This is a genomic window from Luteibacter flocculans (genome assembly GCF_023612255.1).
Lineage (GTDB): Bacteria > Pseudomonadota > Gammaproteobacteria > Xanthomonadales > Rhodanobacteraceae > Luteibacter > Luteibacter flocculans.
Genome location: NZ_CP063231.1, coordinates 2847065 through 2864855 on the forward strand (window position 1 = coordinate 2847065; position 17791 = coordinate 2864855).

At 64.8% G+C, this 17791-nt stretch carries 16 protein-coding genes; 9 read left to right on the forward strand and 7 right to left on the reverse strand.

Going from position 1 to position 17791, the window contains the following annotated elements:
- Positions 1 to 27 precede the first annotated feature (27 nt).
- On the reverse strand, positions 28 to 2259 hold the full coding sequence (locus tag IM816_RS12290; protein ID WP_250338298.1) for a DUF5916 domain-containing protein: 2232 nt from the start codon (positions 2257 to 2259) through the stop codon (positions 28 to 30).
- Positions 2260 to 2379: 120 nt separating this feature from the next.
- Positions 2380 to 3267 carry a LysR family transcriptional regulator gene (locus IM816_RS12295; protein ID WP_250338299.1) on the reverse strand — a complete coding sequence of 296 codons (888 nt, stop codon included), beginning with the start codon at positions 3265 to 3267 and terminating at the stop codon, positions 2380 to 2382.
- Positions 3268 to 3366: 99 nt separating this feature from the next.
- Between IM816_RS12295 and IM816_RS12300 the strand changes: the two genes are divergently transcribed.
- Both IM816_RS12300 and IM816_RS12305 read left to right on the forward strand, forming a co-directional pair.
- On the forward strand, positions 3367 to 4785 hold the full coding sequence (locus IM816_RS12300) for an aldehyde dehydrogenase family protein (RefSeq protein WP_250338300.1): 1419 nt from the start codon (positions 3367 to 3369) through the stop codon (positions 4783 to 4785).
- Positions 4786 to 4849: 64 nt separating this feature from the next.
- Positions 4850 to 5761, forward strand: coding sequence for a peptidylprolyl isomerase (locus IM816_RS12305; protein WP_250338301.1), 912 nt, complete (start codon positions 4850 to 4852; stop codon positions 5759 to 5761).
- Positions 5762 to 6180: 419 nt separating this feature from the next.
- Here the strand turns inward: IM816_RS12305 and IM816_RS12310 are convergent, their stop codons facing one another.
- The gene (locus tag IM816_RS12310; protein ID WP_250338302.1) at positions 6181 to 7008 is read right to left on the reverse strand and encodes a DUF3014 domain-containing protein; all 828 of its coding nucleotides are present in this window, start codon (positions 7006 to 7008) and stop codon (positions 6181 to 6183) included.
- A 264-nt stretch (positions 7009 to 7272) separates the two neighbouring features.
- On the opposite strand from IM816_RS12310, the gene IM816_RS12315 reads away from it, so the two are divergent.
- Positions 7273 to 7500, forward strand: coding sequence for a ubiquitin-like protein (locus IM816_RS12315; protein WP_250338303.1), 228 nt, complete (start codon positions 7273 to 7275; stop codon positions 7498 to 7500).
- On the opposite strand, the gene IM816_RS12320 is transcribed toward IM816_RS12315, so the two are convergent.
- The 4 genes from IM816_RS12320 to IM816_RS12335 all read right to left on the reverse strand — a co-directional run bounded on the left by IM816_RS12320 (position 7489) and on the right by IM816_RS12335 (position 13901).
- Positions 7489 to 8577: a site-2 protease family protein gene (locus IM816_RS12320; RefSeq protein WP_250338304.1), complete on the reverse strand. Its 1089-nt coding sequence runs from the start codon at positions 8575 to 8577 to the stop codon at positions 7489 to 7491. The genes IM816_RS12315 and IM816_RS12320 overlap by 12 nt on opposite strands.
- A gap of 89 nt (positions 8578 to 8666) precedes the next feature.
- Complete coding sequence (locus tag IM816_RS12325) at positions 8667 to 9431, reverse strand: SGNH/GDSL hydrolase family protein (RefSeq protein WP_250338305.1); 765 nt, start codon at positions 9429 to 9431, stop codon at positions 8667 to 8669.
- Positions 9432 to 9477: 46 nt separating this feature from the next.
- A complete protein-coding gene (locus IM816_RS12330; RefSeq protein ID WP_250338306.1) occupies positions 9478 to 12930 on the reverse strand; it encodes a methylmalonyl-CoA mutase family protein in 3453 nt (1150 codons plus the stop codon).
- 92 nt (positions 12931 to 13022) lie between these two features.
- Positions 13023 to 13901: an alpha/beta fold hydrolase gene (locus IM816_RS12335; RefSeq protein ID WP_250338307.1), complete on the reverse strand. Its 879-nt coding sequence runs from the start codon at positions 13899 to 13901 to the stop codon at positions 13023 to 13025.
- Positions 13902 to 14073: 172 nt separating this feature from the next.
- Between IM816_RS12335 and IM816_RS12340 the strand changes: the two genes are divergently transcribed.
- The 6 genes from IM816_RS12340 (at position 14074) to IM816_RS12365 (ending at position 17771) form a co-directional block, all read left to right on the forward strand.
- A complete protein-coding gene (locus tag IM816_RS12340) occupies positions 14074 to 14415 on the forward strand; it encodes a YXWGXW repeat-containing protein (protein WP_072322276.1) in 342 nt (113 codons plus the stop codon).
- A 203-nt stretch (positions 14416 to 14618) separates the two neighbouring features.
- Entirely contained in the window at positions 14619 to 15722 is a 1104-nt protein-coding gene (locus tag IM816_RS12345) for a Glu/Leu/Phe/Val dehydrogenase dimerization domain-containing protein (RefSeq protein ID WP_072321540.1), read from the forward strand.
- A gap of 167 nt (positions 15723 to 15889) precedes the next feature.
- Positions 15890 to 16108 carry a cold-shock protein gene (locus tag IM816_RS12350; protein WP_250338308.1) on the forward strand — a complete coding sequence of 73 codons (219 nt, stop codon included), beginning with the start codon at positions 15890 to 15892 and terminating at the stop codon, positions 16106 to 16108.
- 44 nt (positions 16109 to 16152) lie between these two features.
- Positions 16153 to 16356: a S1 domain-containing protein gene (locus IM816_RS12355; protein WP_250338309.1), complete on the forward strand. Its 204-nt coding sequence runs from the start codon at positions 16153 to 16155 to the stop codon at positions 16354 to 16356.
- Positions 16357 to 16704: 348 nt separating this feature from the next.
- Entirely contained in the window at positions 16705 to 16974 is a 270-nt protein-coding gene (locus IM816_RS12360) for an acyl carrier protein (RefSeq protein ID WP_072321543.1), read from the forward strand.
- Between the two features lie 8 nt (positions 16975 to 16982).
- A complete protein-coding gene (locus tag IM816_RS12365) occupies positions 16983 to 17771 on the forward strand; it encodes a glycosyltransferase family 2 protein (protein WP_250338310.1) in 789 nt (262 codons plus the stop codon).
- Positions 17772 to 17791: the final 20 nt, after the last annotated feature.

Genomic DNA, 17791 nt, shown 5'->3' on the forward strand with positions numbered 1-17791 from the left:
GCCTTCCTCTATTGATGACGGTGAGCTCTAGAACTCCAGGCGATAGGCGATCTTCACGAGGCCCTCGTTCACATCCTTGAGGCTGAAACCCTGGCGGAACTGCGATCCGAGATCGTCGTTGGTGTCGTCCACGTAGCCACCGCGGTTGTAGACGATGTACAGGTCCGACAGCGGCGCGATCTCGTAGCGGTAGCGGATCTGAAAACCGAGGTTAGCCACGCCCAGCGCGTCCACCGACTCGTCGCTCGGTACAGCGCCGCCCGTCGGCGTCACTTCCAGCGCCCGACGCAGCTTCGCCCCCACGGCAAGCGTCTGCAGCTTCACTCGAAGCTCCTGCTTGTTCCCGATGTTCCAGTTCACGCCACTGTCGATCCCGATGGTGCGTCCGTCGAAGGCGCCGACCAGATTGTCGTGCTGCCAGATCAACCAGTTGGGGTCCCACTCGTAGCTTGCGCCAGTGAACACGCTGAACGCATCGGTGATGAAGTACGTCGGCGTGAACTTGAAGTAGTAACCGAGCCGGTGATAGCCGCTGAGCGCATTGCCCTTGACGAACCCTTCGGCTTCCCACGCCCAGCGACCGACGCGCGGACGCTCACGCTCGTAGGTCAACTTGGCCGTCGGTGGCGTATGCAAGGCGTTGCCACCGCGGGTGAGCAGATCGTCGTACGCGGACGTGAACGCATCCAGGCGCCATGTTTCGTTACCACCGTCGCGACGGCGGCTGTCACGCTGGATGCGGAATCGCCGATGCACGGTGACACCGCGCGTGTTGTCGAGCGCCGATATCCGATATCGCCACAGGTGCGAGCTATAGGCCGAATCTTCCGGCAGCCCCGTCACGCGGCGACGCACTTCCCAGTGCAGGTAGGTCATGTCGTTGCGGGGGAGGTAACCGAAATCGTCGATCTCCAGACGGCGACCGAAGTACATCCCGAGCCATTGCTGGCTCCATGTGTCGTCCATCTGCCAATAGGCGATGCTGGTGGCGCCGAGCCCGCTGCTGTCGGCCTGTGGCTGGTCGATCCGGCTACCCACGACGTTGCTCGTGATGGAGAAGACGTCGTTCGGTTGCCAGCGATGATCGAAGCCGAGCACGTTCGCATCGCGGTCGAGATACGGGTGATTCACCCGTGTGGCGAGCATGCCGAAGGTCTGCGAGCCCAGGTTCTGGCTCAGGCGAAATGCGCCGAAGGTGCGGCCCGCGTCGCCTTTTTCCTGCGCGGTGAGAATGCCGTAGTTAGTGGAGCCCACGCTGCCATTCACCTTCACCGCGGCGGCGATATCCGCTGCGCCGTGCCCATCGTCGGATGCGCCTCCCACGCGGCGCGTGTAGACGAGCTGCGAGTCGTCATCGAGCAGGCTGAAATCGAAGATGCCCTGGTTCTCGGAGAAAAACGGGCGCTTGTCCGTGAAGAAGGTTTCCTCGGGCGAGAAGTTCACCACGAGGTCGTCGCTCTCCACCTGGCCGAAATCCGGATTGATCGTGGCGGTGAACTGGGTCTGCCCGTTCGGTTTCCAGAGAATGTCGGCGCCCTGCTCGAACGACGTACCACCGTGAGCGCGATCCACCCTGCCGACGAGATACGGCGTGACCGCGACCAGCGACTGCGAATACGCCGGCAGCTCCACCCGCTGGAAACTCGAAAGAAACCTCCCCTGATCGAAGGCGATGGTCGGCCAGCCCATGCGCTCGCCGGTGCTGCCGACGACGCGATCGAGATACAGCCCGATCGTGCGCACGTCGCCATGCGCCTTCTGCATGGGCGCGATGTACCAGGGGATAAGCAGTTCCACCGAATAGCCATCCGCATCCTCGCTGACGGCGTGGTCCCAGCGGCCATCCCAGTCGTAGCTGAAGTCGGATTCGTTGGTGATGACCTCGTCGGCCACGCCACCCTGCGACTTCACCTCGAAGTCGTAGCCGACGCGGCCGTCGCCATTGAAGTCGACCATCACGTTGATGCGATCGACCAGCGCGCTCTCGTCGCGACGTGCCTGCTGCCGGGAGCGCGGAATGTCCGGCGACTGCGTGGCGCGTATCGCCACCGCAAGACCCTTGGGCGTGGACAACACCCAGGCCTCGGTCGGTTGGCTGCCCGGCTTCCCCGTGAACGGCTGGGTCTGCCGGAAGTCCACGATGTGCTGGGCGCCACGCCATTCCGCGGGGTCGATATGCCCGTCGATCGTCACCTCCGCCTGCACGGGAAGCGCCACGACGGCGCCGAGGACGACGAAAAGGAGTGAACGCAAGCGCATGACGATCCGGGGCGTGAAAACCTGCGGGAAGGATGCCTGCGGAAGCGCAAGGGTTTGCCATGACCCATGGGCCATGCGCAAATTCTCACGATCAGGGCGGGATGCGCCCGGTGCGTTGGCTCAGCCGGTTTCCCTGATGAACTCGACCAGTGCGCGGAGCGTAGCCGGTACGTGGCGTCGGCCGGGGTAGTACAGGCACAGCCGATCGAACGGCGGCGTCCAGTCGTCGAGCACCCGCTTGAGCCGGCCGGCCGCCAATGCCTCGGCGACGTGGAATTCCGCGAGGTAGGCGAGCCCCAGGCCGGCCTCCGCGGCGTCGCGCATCAACGTGGGCTCGTCCAACGTCAGCGTCCCACCTACCTCGACCGCGAGCGCTTCGCCGTGGCGCTCGAATTCCCAGCGATACAGATGCCCGGCCGGCATGCGCGCGCGAATACAGCTATGGCTCGCGAGGTCGTTGGGCGTGCGCGGCGAGCCGCGCTCCGCGAAGTAGCCCGGCGAGCCCACCACCGCGAAACGCACGGGTGGCCCGAACGGGACGGCGATCATGTCGCCGGGCACGACGTCGGCGGTGCGGAAGCCGGCATCGAAGCCCTCGCGCACGATGTCGATCAGGCGGTCCTCGGTCACGAGGTCCAGGCGCACGTCAGGGTGGCGGCGCAGAAAGGGGATGAGCAGTGGCTCCATTACCCAGCGCGCAGCGCCCGCCGACGTATTGATGCGCAGGCTGCCGGAGGGCTCGCCACCATCGTCGCCCGCGCGTTCGATCGCGGCGCGGATGTCCGCCAGCGCCGGGCCCACCTCGTCCACGAAGCGCTCCCCCGCCTCTGTCAGGCGGACGCTGCGGGTGGTCCGGTGGAACAGCCGCGCACCGATGCGCGCTTCCAGCGACGCCACCGCCTGGCTCAACGCCGACGTGGAGAGGCCCAGCGCTGCCGCCGCGGCACGGAAACTGCCGTGGCGTGCCACAGCCACCACGGCTTCCAGTTCGGTCAGGCCCGAGCGCATTGTCCGCCTCTGCTTAATAGGTCATCCAGGTTTGTCCTTCTTATCAAACTAATGGCCCGACCGCATCCTTGGTTGGGTCTCCTCCCACGGAACTCCCTCATGTATTCCATCGACCAGATCTACATCGACGGCGCCTTCGTTCCGCCCCATGGCAGCGAGCGCTTCCCGCTTCACAGCCCTGCGACCGAAGCAGTGATCGGCACCGTACGCCTGGGCGACGAGGAAGATGCCCGTCGGGCCATTGCCGCGGCCAAGCGTGCGTTTCCCGCGTTTTCCCGCACGTCCGTCGACGAGCGCATCGCCCTGCTCCAACGCATGCACGACGCCGTGGCGGCGCGCGAGGACGAGCTCTTCGCCGCGATCGTCGAAGAATACGGCGCTCCCTCATCGCGCAGTCGCTGGATGGCTGCGCACGCCGCCAACGTGTTTCGCGATGCCATCGACACCTTGCGCGAGTTCGACTTCGAACGGCGTATGGGCAGCGCCACCGTGGTGATGCAGCCGGTGGGCGTCGCTGCGCTCATTACGCCTTGGAACAGCAACGCCGGCTTCATCTGCGGCAAGCTCGCCGCCGCCATCGCGGCCGGCTGCACGGCGGTGATCAAACCCAGCGAAATGAGCGCACGACAAACCCAGATCGTCACCAAAGCCCTGCACGAGGCAGGCGCAGCTCCGGGCGTGTTCAACATCGTGACGGGCCGTGGCGATGTGGTCGGCGAGACGTTCGTCACCAGCCCGGACGTCGCGAAGATCTCGTTCACCGGGTCCACGGCGGTCGGCAAGGGCATCGTCAGGGCGAGCGCCGAGACGCTGAAGCGCGTGACGCTCGAACTCGGCGGCAAGTCGCCCAGCGTGATCCTCGACGACGCGGACTTTGCGACCACGGTGCCCCTGGTGATCGCCGCAGGCTTCATGAACAGCGGCCAGGCCTGCATCGCCGGCACGCGCATCCTCGTGCCGCGCTCGCGGATGGGCGAGTTCGAGGCACTGGCCAAGGCGGCGGTTGAAGCCACGGTCTCCGGCGACCCGGCCGATCCACGCACCGAGATCGGACCGATGGTCAGTGCCAAGCAGTGGGAACGCGTGCAGGGCTATATCCGCAAGGGCATCGAGGAAGGCGCCCGACTGCTCGTCGGCGGCGAAGGCCGGCCCGACGGCTACGACCGCGGCTGGCTCGTGCGCCCCACCGTGTTCACCGACGTGCGTAACGACATGACCATCGCCCGCGACGAGATCTTCGGGCCCGTGCTGTCGATCATTGGCTACGACGACGAAGAGGACGCCATCGCGATCGCCAACGACACGGCCTATGGCCTGCAGGCCTATGTGCATTCCACGAACGCAGCACGCGCAGCTCGCGTGGCCGCGCGCATCGACGCCGGCCGGGTCATGGTCAACACGTTGACCCACGATCCCAAGGCGCCGTTCGGCGGCTTCAAGCAATCCGGCCTCGGCCGCGAATACGGACACTTTGGGCTGGAGGCCTATCTGGAGCCGAAGGCGGTGCTGGGGCTCTGATCGAGCTCCTACAACCGGCGTGCGTCTGATAACGTCCCCTGGGTCAATCAGCCCAGGGGATCTCATGCTCGCCCGTACCTGTCTCGCTCTCGCTCTCCTGCTCGCCCTGCCCGCGCTGGCAGACGAAGCGAAGAAATCGCCCACGCCCAAGGAACTGCTGGCGAAGTCCACGTCGGCCGAATGGCGCACGCCCGATCCGCAGAACCTGGTCTACATGGACCTGCCGCAGGGCCGCGTCGTCATCGAACTGGCGCAGGACTGGTCGCCGCTGCATGCCGCGAACATCCGCACCCTGATCCGCGAGCATTATTTCGACGGTACGCAGATCATCCGCGTGCAGGACAACTTCGTCACCCAATGGGGCGACCCCGACGGGGACGACAAGAAAAAGGCGAAGAGCCTCGGCACCGCGAAGGAAACCCTCGCCTCCGAGTTCACCCGCAAGGATGGCAAGCCCTACCCCTTCACGAAGCTGCAGGACGGCGACGTGTACGCGCCCGAGGTCGGATTCTCGGATGGCTTCCCCGTGGCACGTGACGGCAAGGGCGAGGCGTGGATCACACACTGCTACGGCACGGTGGGCGTCGCTCGCGACACCGGTGCCGAGAGCGGCAACGGCAGCTCGCTCTACGCAATCATCGGCCAGGCGCCGCGCAATCTCGACCGCAACCTGGCCGTGGCCGGTAAGGTCATCAAGGGCATGGAGATTCTTTCGGCCTACCCGCGCGGCGGCGAGCCCATGGGGTTCTACGACAAGCCCGGGCAACGCGTGATGATCAAGAGCGTGCGCCTCGCGGCGGACGTACCGGAAGCCGAACGCACGCCGATTCAAGTGCTGCGCACGGACAGCAAGACCTTCGCCGCCGTGGTCGAAGCCAAGCGCAACCGCCGCGACGACTTCTACACCCGCCCCGCCGGCAAGATCGACCTGTGCAACATCAGCGTGCCGGTGCGCGACCCGTCGAAGAAACCCTGATACCTGTTGTGGGAGCCGCTATAGCGGCGAGAAGCCAAAGCACCGGTGGGAACCAGCCTGCTGGCGATAACCCAAAGCACCGATGGGAGCCAGCCTGCTGCGATAACCCAAAGCACCGGTGGGAGCCAGCCTGCTGCGATAACCCAAAGCACCGGTGGGAGCCAGCCTGCTGCGATAACCCAAAGCACCGGTGGGAGCCAGCCTGCTGCGATAACCCAAAGCACCGGTGGGAGCCAGCCTGCTGCGATAACCCAAAGCACCGGTGGGAGCCAGCCTGCTGCGATAACCCAAAGCACCGGTGGGAGCCAGCCTGCTGGCGATAAGCCAACGGAGCGATGAAGCGGCCGAGGCAGATTCCCATCGCCACCAGGGTGGCCGCCACCGGCAAGCTCCATCACCACCAGGCTGCCCCCCCACAACTACCCCGCCGACGCGCCAGCAGGCGCGTCGGCCACAATCGCCTCGCGCAGCGCCCGCAGCTTCTCCTTCAACTTCGCCTCATTGGCCTTGCCCACGCGAATCATGAATTTCTGTCCCACCGACAGTTGCTCATAGTTCGGATCCGCGTACACGTAACCCACTTTCGCTGGAATCAATTGCAGCTTGCCTTTGGGCTCCGGCGCGGCCAGCAAGTGATCGATCACCTCGATCAGGCGGTCGTTGAAATACCCGCCCGTGCCGAGGTCGCGGTAGGCCTGCTGAAACAGCGGGTAGTTGCGCTTGTACCAGGCTGCGGCGGCCTGCGGGTTCATCCGGTCCGCCACGTACATGTAGGTTTCATAGCGATCGAGGTTCTTCTTCGACTCGACGAACATGCCGTCGTCGGACTGCACCTGGAAACGTCCCGTGGGCGTGCGCAACGGCAGCACGTTCATGCCGACCGTCTGCTTCGGCAACGCATCGATGGTGGATACCATGCGCGACACGATGGCGTCCTGGCGCAACAGCGATTTCAGTGCGTCGTCGCTGGTGAGCGCGAGCAAGCCCGCAAGGATGGCGTCGTCGCTCTGGTCCAGCGCCGGGAGCGATGCGGACCCCGCCGACGCGGGATCGACCGGATGCAGCGGAGCCGGCGCGTCGTGCCCGATGGGTTGTGAAGCCGCAGCGGTTGATGCGGCCTCCGCGGCCGGCGCCGTCACCGCGTCCCTCGCTTGCTTCTCGCGATACACGAAGATGCCAACGGCGACGGCAATCGCCACGACCAGCAAACCTGCGACCCATTTCGAACCCGACGACTGACTGCTCAACGTACCGCTCCCGCAACGACCAAGGCCCATGGGACTACGAATGGCGGGTCGAGTTCAAACTAACGCCGATGCAGCGCCCTCATGGGACCACACAATAATGGCCACGACGGGTACGTTGAGAGGGCAAATCAGCGTTTGGCGTAGCCGAATCGCAAGTTTGCTTCCAGCTCCCGTAAATATCGGCGGTGCAAGTTGCGCATTACCGTGAATTAACGGGTTCCGGCGTAAGAAGAACACACGGAGCACTACCACAAGGAAGCGAAAATGAATATCTACATCAAAACGATAACGGGTAAGACCTTTACGCTGGAGGTCGAACCGAGCGACACCATCGAAAATGTCAAACAAAAGATAGCCGATCAGGAAGGTATCGCTGTACCAATTCAGCGGCTCATCTTCGCCGGGAAACTACTCGAAGACCTTCGCACCCTCGCCGACTACAACATCCAGAAAGAAAGCACCCTACACCTAGTCCAGCGCCTAGAGAGTTGAGACATTCCTACCAAAGAGCGTCTCCAGCAAGAGGCGCTCTCTTTGCGGCGACGCGCGTTCGATGCTCAACGCGGCTCGACGCAGGGTCTCACGCACCATCGCTTCGGTTTTTCGGGCGTCTCCCTCCAGCCAGGCACGAAATGCGCCGCAACGCACCGGAAGGCACTCGTGTGCCCAACGCACCTGTCGCAGCATTTTACTATCCGGCAAGAGCGAGGCATCCCGATCCGCGGCAGCGCGCGAAAAAGCGATTTCCGCACGAACGTACAGGATCAGCTCCGCATAGGCTGAGCGAAGTGCGGCGTCCTTTGGCACGGCGGCGTCCAGAGCATGGCCCAGCGCGGCTGCCTCGCGCCATTCGCCGCGCTCTTGATGCAGGACGACCGCGCAATACACGGCATGCACCTCGCTCAGCCTGGCAAAGGCCGCCGCCTCATCCTGTGGCAAGGCGGACAATAGCGTGCCCGAGATCAGCCGCGACAAGGCTCGCATACCGAGCAGGTCCGACTCGGCGGGCGGATGGCGCCACCAGCGCCACGCGATGATGCCGTCGGTGTCCACCACGGCTTTTACGGGAAGCAGATTCACCAACGGCACCGCGCATACGCACAGCGCCACGCATAGCGCGATGGCGGCCTCGTCGCTGCGCACGAAAGCCAGCGCCGCGCCAAGTATCGACAGCAGCAGCACGTTCGCCGCAACACCGCCCAGGGCAAAGACGATGAAGGCGCGACGCCATGGCCTGTCCACGGCCGGCAGGGCCATTACGCTGCCCGTCGGGGTCTTGTGCGCGTAGCGTTTGATCCGGCATCGCCAGCCACGTTGCAGCGGCTCGATCTCCAGCCACCACAGACGCACGCGCAACACCTGCATGCCGAGCTGTCGCGCCGCGACGTAATGGCCGATTTCATGCACCACGATCGAGACGACGAACGCGCCGATGAGCAACAGCAAGGGATGAAACCGGTGTAGCAACCCAAACCCGAGCAGCGCGACGATGAAGGCGAAGATCATGCCCAGATAGAGGTACATCACCACCGTAAAGAACAGCCGCCACGCCGCTGATGGCTGCCACATCGACACCGCCAAACCGTCCTCCGCCATACATCCGCCCCTGCTTGCCCGGCCGTTAGCCTAGCAGCACGGATTGAGCGCAAGCGCGTGCGTCAGCCGCCCACCAGCACCGGCACGGCATCCTCGGTGACGAGACAGGTCCGCGGCGTCGCCGAGGTATCGATGTGCAACACGCCGTCCGGCTTCGGCGCATGATAGTGCAGCTCGCCGGCTACGCACGGCGCGGCCGCAGGCATCACATGAAAGATGGCACGCCATGTGCGCAACGCCATCATGGCCGTGGTGGCATAACCGGGATGCTGACCGTCCGCATGTGTCCACGCCATCTCAGGACGCGTCAACATGAGCTTCCGGCGCGGCTTGGCGATCTCGATGTACGTAGCGTCGCTCGCCTTGGCAATGGCCCTCTCCCCAAATTCCAGCGCTTCGTTCGTCTCTTTGCTGGATTGCCAGGTGCCTAGATAGAACACGCGTGCACCGCTGGCGCGCGCTCTGCGCGACAGCTCTCTGGCCGACTGCATCGCCGGCAAGCTGGCGGCATTGTTCTGCTGGCAGGCTGATGGGCAGAAGGCTTCGCCACCCCGTTCCTGAAGGACCACGTCCGTGTAGCCGCCCTCGGCCAGCGCGCGACTGACCGACGGATTGCCCGTTGCATCCGCCAGCGTGGCGCCGCCACTGGCAATCATGTCGACCTGGATATGTGTCCCCGGTAGCGCAAGAGAGGCAAACGCATTGGGCAGGTCGTTGACATAGGTGAGGCTGTTGCCGATGAAGAGCACGCGACGTACCTGCTCATCGGCCCACGCCGTAGAAACCGTCAACGCGGCCAGGAGAACGACGAGCAAACGTCGACTCACGCGAACGCCTGAACAGGGTTCCCGCTCGAAGCGGTAACCCTGACCATCACATGTTGCGCCGATACTCGCCACCCACGTCGTAGAGCGCGTGGCTGATCTGGCCGAGCGAGTTGTTCTGCACGGCTTCCATCAGTTGCTCGAAGACGTTGCGGCGGTCGCGTGCGGTTTTCTGCAGGACCTTGAGGCTCTCGGGAGCCAGGCTGTTGCGGGCCTTGCCGAAGAGCCGCACGTTGTCGATCTGCTGGCCCTTTTCTTCCTCGGTGGAACGGATCAGCTCGATTTCCGTGGCGATCTCGCCGCCATGGTCCTTCGGCAGGAACGTGTTCACGCCGATGAGCGGCAGCGTACCGTCGTGCTTCAGGTGTTCGTAGTACATCGATTCTTCCTGAATCTTGCCGCGCTGGTACATCGTGTCCATCGCGCCGAGCACGCCGCCGCGCTCGCTGATCGCCTCGAACTCCTTGTACACGGCCTCTTCCACGAGGTCGGTCAGTTCGTCGACGACGAAGCTGCCCTGCCACGGGTTCTCGTTGAAGTTGAGGCCCAGCTCGCGATTGATGATGAGCTGAATCGCCACCGCGCGACGCACGCTTTCCTCGGTCGGCGTGGTGATCGCCTCGTCGTATGCGTTGGTATGCAGGCTGTTGCAGTTGTCGAACAGCGCGTAAAGCGCCTGCAAGGTCGTGCGGATGTCATTGAACTGGATCTCCTGCGCGTGCAGCGAGCGGCCCGACGTCTGGATGTGGTACTTCAGCATCTGGCTGCGCGCACTGGCGCCGTAGCGCTCGCGCATGGCGCGGGCCCAGATGCGGCGGGCCACACGGCCGATCACCGTGTATTCCGGGTCCATGCCGTTGGAGAAGAAGAACGACAGGTTGGGCGCGAAGTCGTCGATCTTCATGCCACGTGCGAGGTAGTACTCGACGATGGTGAAGCCGTTCGACAAGGTGAAGGCCAACTGGCTGATCGGGTTCGCGCCGGCTTCGGCGATGTGGTAGCCGGAGATCGACACCGAGTAGAAATTGCGCACCTTGTGATCGACGAAGTACTGCTGGATGTCGCCCATCATGCGCAAGGCGAATTCAGTGCTGAAGATGCAGGTGTTCTGCGCCTGATCTTCCTTCAGGATGTCCGCCTGCACCGTGCCGCGCACGGTAGCGAGCGTGTACGCCTTGATCCGTGCATAGGTCTCGGCATCGACCACTTCCGCGCCCGACACGCCGAGCAGGCCAAGACCGAGGCCATCGTTACCCTTAGGCAGCTCACCGTGATAGCGCGGACGGTTGCCGTCCGGATACAGCTCGGCGATGCGCTTGTTGGCCGCTTCCCAGCGCGAGGCGTCCTCGTTGAGGTACTTCTCGACGTTCTGGTCGATCGCCGTGTTCATGAACATGGCGAGGATGATCGGCGCGGGGCCGTTGATCGTCATCGACACGGAGGTCGTCGGTGCGGACAGATCGAAGCCGGAGTACAGCTTCTTCATGTCGTCAAGCGTCGCGATGGAGACGCCCGAATTACCGATCTTGCCGTAGATGTCGGGGCGCGGCGCCGGATCTTCGCCGTAGAGCGTGACCGAGTCGAATGCCGTGGACAGGCGTGCTGCGCCACCGCCAAGCGACAAGTAATGGAAACGGCGATTGGTCCGTTCAGGTGTGCCCTCGCCCGCGAACATGCGGGTGGGATCCTCGCCTGCGCGACGATACGGAAACACGCCGCCGGTGTACGGGTAATGCCCCGGAAGGTTCTCACGCATCAGGAACGACAGCAGGTCGCCCCAATCCTTCGTCTTCGGCGGCGACACCTTGGGAATCTTCTGGTGGCTCAGCGATTCGCGGTAGTTCTCCACGCGGATCACCTTGTCACGCACCTGATACTCGTTGAATTCGGCGGTGACCGATTCGAAGCGTGCCGGCCACTCGCGCAGCAGGCCGATGGCCTCGCTCGACAGCTCGCGCACCGCTTCGTTGTAGCGCTGGCGCAAGGTCGCCAGCGAGCGGTCGCCGCTGACGGTAAGCAGGCCGTGATCGTAGAGATCGAGCGCACGCGGCAGCGCCTCGTCGCCGATGTCCTTCAGCGACTCGTAGTAATGCTGCGCTTTGCTGGCCGCCTCGGCCTGCTTCGCGATGGCGCCGTTGACGCCACGCCCCTGCTCCGCGATCTCGGCCAGGTAGCGCACGCGCTGACCGGGAATCAGCACCGTGGCCCGCGGCTCGCGCAGGGTCGTATCGACATCGGGCGTCCACGCCGACTCTGGCAAGGCGAGCTTGTCGCGCAGCAGACGGCACAGGTTGGCGAACATCCAGGTCACACCCGGATCGTTGAACTGACTCGCGATCGTCGGGTACACCGGCACGGCGTCGTCGGCGAGCTGGAACGCCACGCGGTTGCGCTTCCACTGCTTGCGCACGTCGCGCAGGGCATCTTCGGCGCCGCGTTTGTCGAACTTGTTGAGGACCACCAGCTCGGCGAAGTCGAGCATATCGATCTTTTCGAGCTGGCTCGCCGCGCCGTACTCGCTGGTCATCACGTAGACCGGGAAATCGACGAGGTCCACGATCTCCGAATCGCTCTGACCGATACCCGCGGTCTCCACGATCACCAGGTCATAGGCCTGTGACTTGAGGAAATCGATGCAGTCGTGCAGCACGACGGACGTGGCGGCATGCTGGCGGCGCGTCGCCATCGAACGCATGTAGACGCGAGGGCTACGCAGCGAGTTCATGCGGATGCGGTCGCCCAGTAGCGCACCGCCGCTGCGGCGGCGCGTCGGATCGACGGCGAGCACGGCAATGCGCATCTGCGGGAACGCCTGCAGGAAGCGCAGCAGCAGTTCGTCCACGACCGACGACTTGCCCGCACCGCCGGTACCGGTGAGACCCAGCACGGGCGTCTTGCCACCGGCGAGCTTCCACGCCTTGCGCAGACGGGCCAGTTCCTCGTCGCCGAGGCGATCTTCCTCGATAGCGGAGAGCATCGCGCCGATGGATATCTCGTCTTCCACCGAAGCGGTCGGTGGCGCGACAGTGACACGACGGCCTGCGGCTTCGCGCGTGCGGGCCATCACGTCTTCGATCATTTCCGTCAGACCGAGCTTCATGCCGTCGTTCGGGTGGTAGATGCGCTCCACCCCGTACGCCTGCAGTTCCTTGATTTCTTCCGGCGTGATCGTGCCGCCACCGCCGCCGAAAACGCGCACATGGCTCGCGCCGCGCTCGCGCAGCATGTCCACCATGTACTTGAAGTACTCGACATGGCCGCCCTGGTACGACGACAACGCGATGGCATCGGCGTCCTCTTGGAGGGCTGCACGCACCACGTCTTCCACCGAGCGGTTGTGGCCGAGGTGAATCACCTCTGCGCCCTGGCTCTGAATGATCCGCCGCATGATGTTGATGGCGGCATCGTGCCCGTCGAACAGGCTCGCCGCCGTGACAAAGCGCAGCGGCGTTGCCTCCGCGTCCGTGCTGCTGGCGGGAATGTGCTTGGGCTGCGAACTCATGGGAACTCCGGGGAAGACGGCAACGGCGTGGGGAACCCCGGAATTCTACTGCGCGGGCGTCACCGCCCCATGCTGCGGCGCAACGCGAGTGCTCACACGGCCTCGGTGCCTGCGAGGAACGCGAGTGCCGTCTCGATCACCGCATCGTCGTCCACGATGGCGCGGTGACCCAGCCCTTGCGTGATCAGCAGGCGTGCGCCCGGCCAGTGCGCCGCGTACGCGCGTGCTTCTTCCACCGGTACCTCGCGGTCCTGCGCGTCGTGGATGACGAGCAAAGGCTGCCCTCGCCGCGGTGCGTGGTGACGAATGTGCAGCTCGTCGATGGCGATGCCGGTACGCGCGGCCAGCGCGTCGTGCAACGCGGGACGCAAGGCCTCACGAAGACGCACGAAGCGCGCGAAGCGTTGCGTCGCGCCCTGTGGATCGGCCGCGGCCGCAATCAGCACCACCCGCTTCGCTGTCCAGCCGTGATCTAGCGCCAGGGTCACCGCAGCGCCGCCAAGCGAATGGCCGACCACGCCTTCCGCATCCCCGTAGTGGCGTCCCATCGCCTGCACCGTGCGCACGAAGTCCGGCAGCGTGCATAACCCGCCCGTACTGTGTCCATGCGCCGGCTGGTCGAAGGCCACCGCAGCCCAGCCTCGGGCGAGCAGGTGCGGCACCCAGGATTCCCAACGCAGGCCGAGACTCGACCAACCGTGGGCCAGCAACACATAGGGCTGGTTCGCGGGGTCGCCCCATACATAGGTAGCGACAGCGTCGCCGTCCACCTCGACCGTTTCTCGGCGGGCCGACGTCGTCCTCAAGGCATGAGCCGCGCGCTCGCGACTGCTGGGTAGCGGCGTCTGGAAGACGCGCGCCGCATGCGCCACGGTGCGCGCGGGGGCGAACCGGCTACCCATGCGATAGGCGAGACGGAGGCCCAGGAGTGTCGCGACGGTGCGCACGCCGAAACGGCGAGGAGGTTTCATGGAGGCAGACGATGCGCTGATGAGACGGCCCATGGTAGCCGAGGCGTATCCGATGCCACGCCCTTCACGAAGCTGAATCGTCCAGGCGTAGCGAGGTCAACCCGTCGCAAGGCATCGCGTTTTGGCTCGCGAACCGCTCGCGATCGCGGGCTCGCCGAAGGAGGCACACGCCATGACCTTTCCCATCCGCACCCTCGCCGCCCTGGCCGCCGCTGGCCTGGCCTTTGGCGCCGCGACCTATACGCCGCCCGCCGCTGCGCGGGAGTACGTGTCGGTGACCGTCGGCACGCGCCCGCCTCCGCCGCGCTGGGAGCGCGTACCGCCGCCGCGCGCCGGCTATGTCTGGGCGCCGGGCTACTGGAACTGGTACGGCGGTCGCTACGTATGGGTCGGCGGCCACTGGTACGCCGGCCGCCCCGGGTACGTTTATCGCCCGCCCGTGTGGCGCCCTTATGGCCACGGCTGGCGCATCGAGCGTGAGACCTGGTACCGCGACCCGCATTGGCATCGTTGAGTGCGGCTCCCCATCGCTCTGTTGCGCCGCACCCACACGGAGCCCCGCAACGGTTTAAACTAGGCAGCTGACACGACATATCGCCCCCGCCTCCAAGGCCGGGGCGATTTTTTTGGACGGTCACCATCCACCCGGTGGTCCCCACCGCCGGTTTCCACCTAAAGGCGGTGCTGCCGCCGCTTGTCACCGGAGTAACGCGTTCGATGATTTTCGAAACCATCGCCAACACGGGCCACGAAGAAGTCGTCTTCTGCCATAACAAAGACGCCGGCCTGAAGGCCATCATCGCGATCCACAACACCGTGCTTGGTCCGTCGCTGGGCGGCCTGCGCATGTGGCCGTACAAGACCGAGCAGGACGCGGTCAACGATGTGCTCCGCCTGTCGCGCGGCATGACCTACAAGAACGCCGTGGCCGGCCTCAACCTCGGCGGCGGCAAGGCAGTGATCATCGGCGATCCCTCCAAGGACAAGTCCGAAGCGCTGTTCCGCGCCTTCGGCCGCTTCGTGAACTCGCTCAACGGCCGCTACATCACGGCCGAAGACGTCGGCATCGACGTCAACGACATGGAATACGTCTACCGCGAAACCGAATACGTCACCGGCGTGCACCAGGTGCATGGCGGTTCGGGCGATCCGTCGCCGTTCACCGCGTTCGGCACGCTGCAGGGCCTGATGGCCGCGCTGCAGCACAAGCACGGCAATGAAGACGTCGGCAAGTACAGCTACGCCGTGCAGGGCTGCGGCCACGTCGGCAGCGAGTTCATCAAGCTGCTGCGCGAACAGGGCGCCAAGGTATTCGTCACCGACATCAACAAGGACGCCGTGCAGCGCTGCGTCGATGAGCTGGGTTGCGAGGCCGTGGGTCTGGACGAGATCTACGACGTCGACGCCGACGTCTACAGCCCGTGCGCCCTGGGCGGCACGGTCAACGAGCAGACCATCGACCGGATCAAGGCGAAGATCATCTGCGGCGCTGCCAACAACCAGCTCGCCACGGACGCGATCGGCGACGAGCTGGCTCGCCGCGGCATTGTCTACGCCCCGGACTACGCCGTGAACGCCGGTGGCGTGATGAACGTCTCGCTGGAAATCGACGGTTACAACCGCGAGCGCGCCATGCGCATGATGCGCACGATCTACTACAACGTCGGTCGCATCTTCGAGATCGCCGCGCGCGACAGCATCCCGACCTACAAGGCGGCGGACCGCATGGCCGAAGAGCGCATCAGCGCGATCGGCAAGATCCGTTTGCCGCACATGGGCAACGGCGCACCGCGCTTCCAGGGCCGCATGCGCGGGCAGTAATCGCCACGCAGTGGACAACGAAAAGCCGCCGGGAAACCGGCGGCTTTTTCCTTTTTTGCGCCTGGCCTTTTGGCTGATTGACGGTGTATGCGAGTCGGCGCAGCGTGATCTCGGCGTTGCCGTGTTTTGCACCGCCACGGTCATTCATCGAAGGAGCAAAGGCGGTCATGAACAGCGGTGCACGTGAGACGGGTACGGTGAAGTGGTTCAACGATGCGAAGGGCTTTGGCTTCATCTCCAGAGAAAGCGGAACGGATGTATTCGTTCACTTCAGGTCTATCCAGGGGAACGGCTTCAAGAGCCTGGCGGAAGGCGACAAGGTGGAGTTCAAGGTAGTTCAGGGCCAGAAAGGCCTGCAAGCCGAAGATGTCACCAAGGTGAGCTGACCGGGCAGACGCCATCATCCCCAACGGCAAGGGAGGGTGCTGCAATGAGCAAGCGCAAATCGCGAGAGGGAAACGATCTGGGCCAGACGCATGTCCCCCCGGACCAAACGACCTCCTCCGAGCCGACGTTCCGCATGCCTCCCGGCGCCCCGCGCCTGAGGAAAGGCGACCGCGTCGAGTTCGACATCGGACAGGGCGTCGACGGACCGCCCTATGCCATGAACGTGCGGCTGATCGACGACGATTGAGCGGAACGCATTAACGGTCCCCTGCCGCGCTGGGCCGGGTTTCCTCGGGGCATCCCGGCCCCGGCAGGACGTCCGCGGACAACCACTGTCCGGGCGGACGCGCCTCCGTACGCGAGACGCAAATGTGAAGAACCCGTTGCTCGCGATCGTGATCTGTTACACTTTCCGAGCCCGAATGCTCATGTAAGGCTTTGCCTACGCGATGCTTTTGGGTCAGGGGAGTCGCCCGAGGGGGCGGCGACAACCAACGCATTCCGATCACTTCGTCGCCTCGGTGGTGGCGCGTGGCGCCGCTGTCCTTCGGGACGTGGACACGCCCGTCCGGGGATGAAATGGACTTACCGAGCTATGAGCGCGATCCCAGCCGAAACCTTCACCTCCGATGACGTGCTCGCGCGCCTGCGCTCCGTCCTCCATGAGACCTTCGAGATCGACCCTGCCAAGGTCACTCCTGATGCCAATCTGTTCACGGATCTGGAGCTGGACAGCATCGACGCGATCGATCTTGCCATCCAGGTGCAGGACATGACCGGCACCCGGATCAAGCCGGAAGACTTCAAGAGCGTGCGTACGGTAGGCGACGTGGTCGCCACCGTGCAGGCACTGCTCGTTCGCTGAGCGGACCCGTGGGGGGCAGGCCCGGACCGCGCGATGCGGCGCGAACGTTCGCGCCCTGCGCCGTCATACCGGTCTACAACCATGGCCGCACCGTCGGCGCCACGGCGAATGCGCTCGTCACGCACGGCCTTCCCGTGTTCCTGGTGGACGACGGGTCCGACGCAGAGACGCGCGATGCGCTCGACCGCCTGGTCGAAGGACGCGATGACCTGCGCCTGATCCGCCTGCCGGTGAACGGCGGCAAGGGCAAGGCGCTCACCGCGGGCTTCGTCGCGGCGCATGCGGCGGGGTACAGCCACGTGCTGCAGATCGACGCCGACGGACAGCACGACACCAATGACGTGCCTCGCTTTCTCGAGGCCGGCCGAGCCGCACCGAACGCGATGGTCTGTGGCCGACCGATCTACGACGACTCTGTGCCTCGCGCGCGCCTCTATGGCCGCTACCTCACCCACGCGTTCGTCTGGCTGGAGACGCTGTCCTTCGACATCGACGATTCGATGTGCGGTTACCGTCTTTATCCCTTGGACGAGACGCGGGCGGAAATCGCGCGCAAGCCCCTGCCCTCGCGCATGGACTTCGACACCGAGATCGCAGTGCGGCTCTTCTGGCGTGGCGTGCCGGTGCGTAACCTGCCGACCCGGGTCATCTACCCGGAGGACGGCCTTTCGCACTTCCGCATGTGGCGCGACAACGCTCGCATCACCGCCATGCATACGCGACTCGTGCTGGGCATGCTGCCGCGCGTGCCACGCCTGATCGCTCGCAAATTTACGCGGCAAAGAACCAACGCATGAATCGACCCATCGTCTCAAGG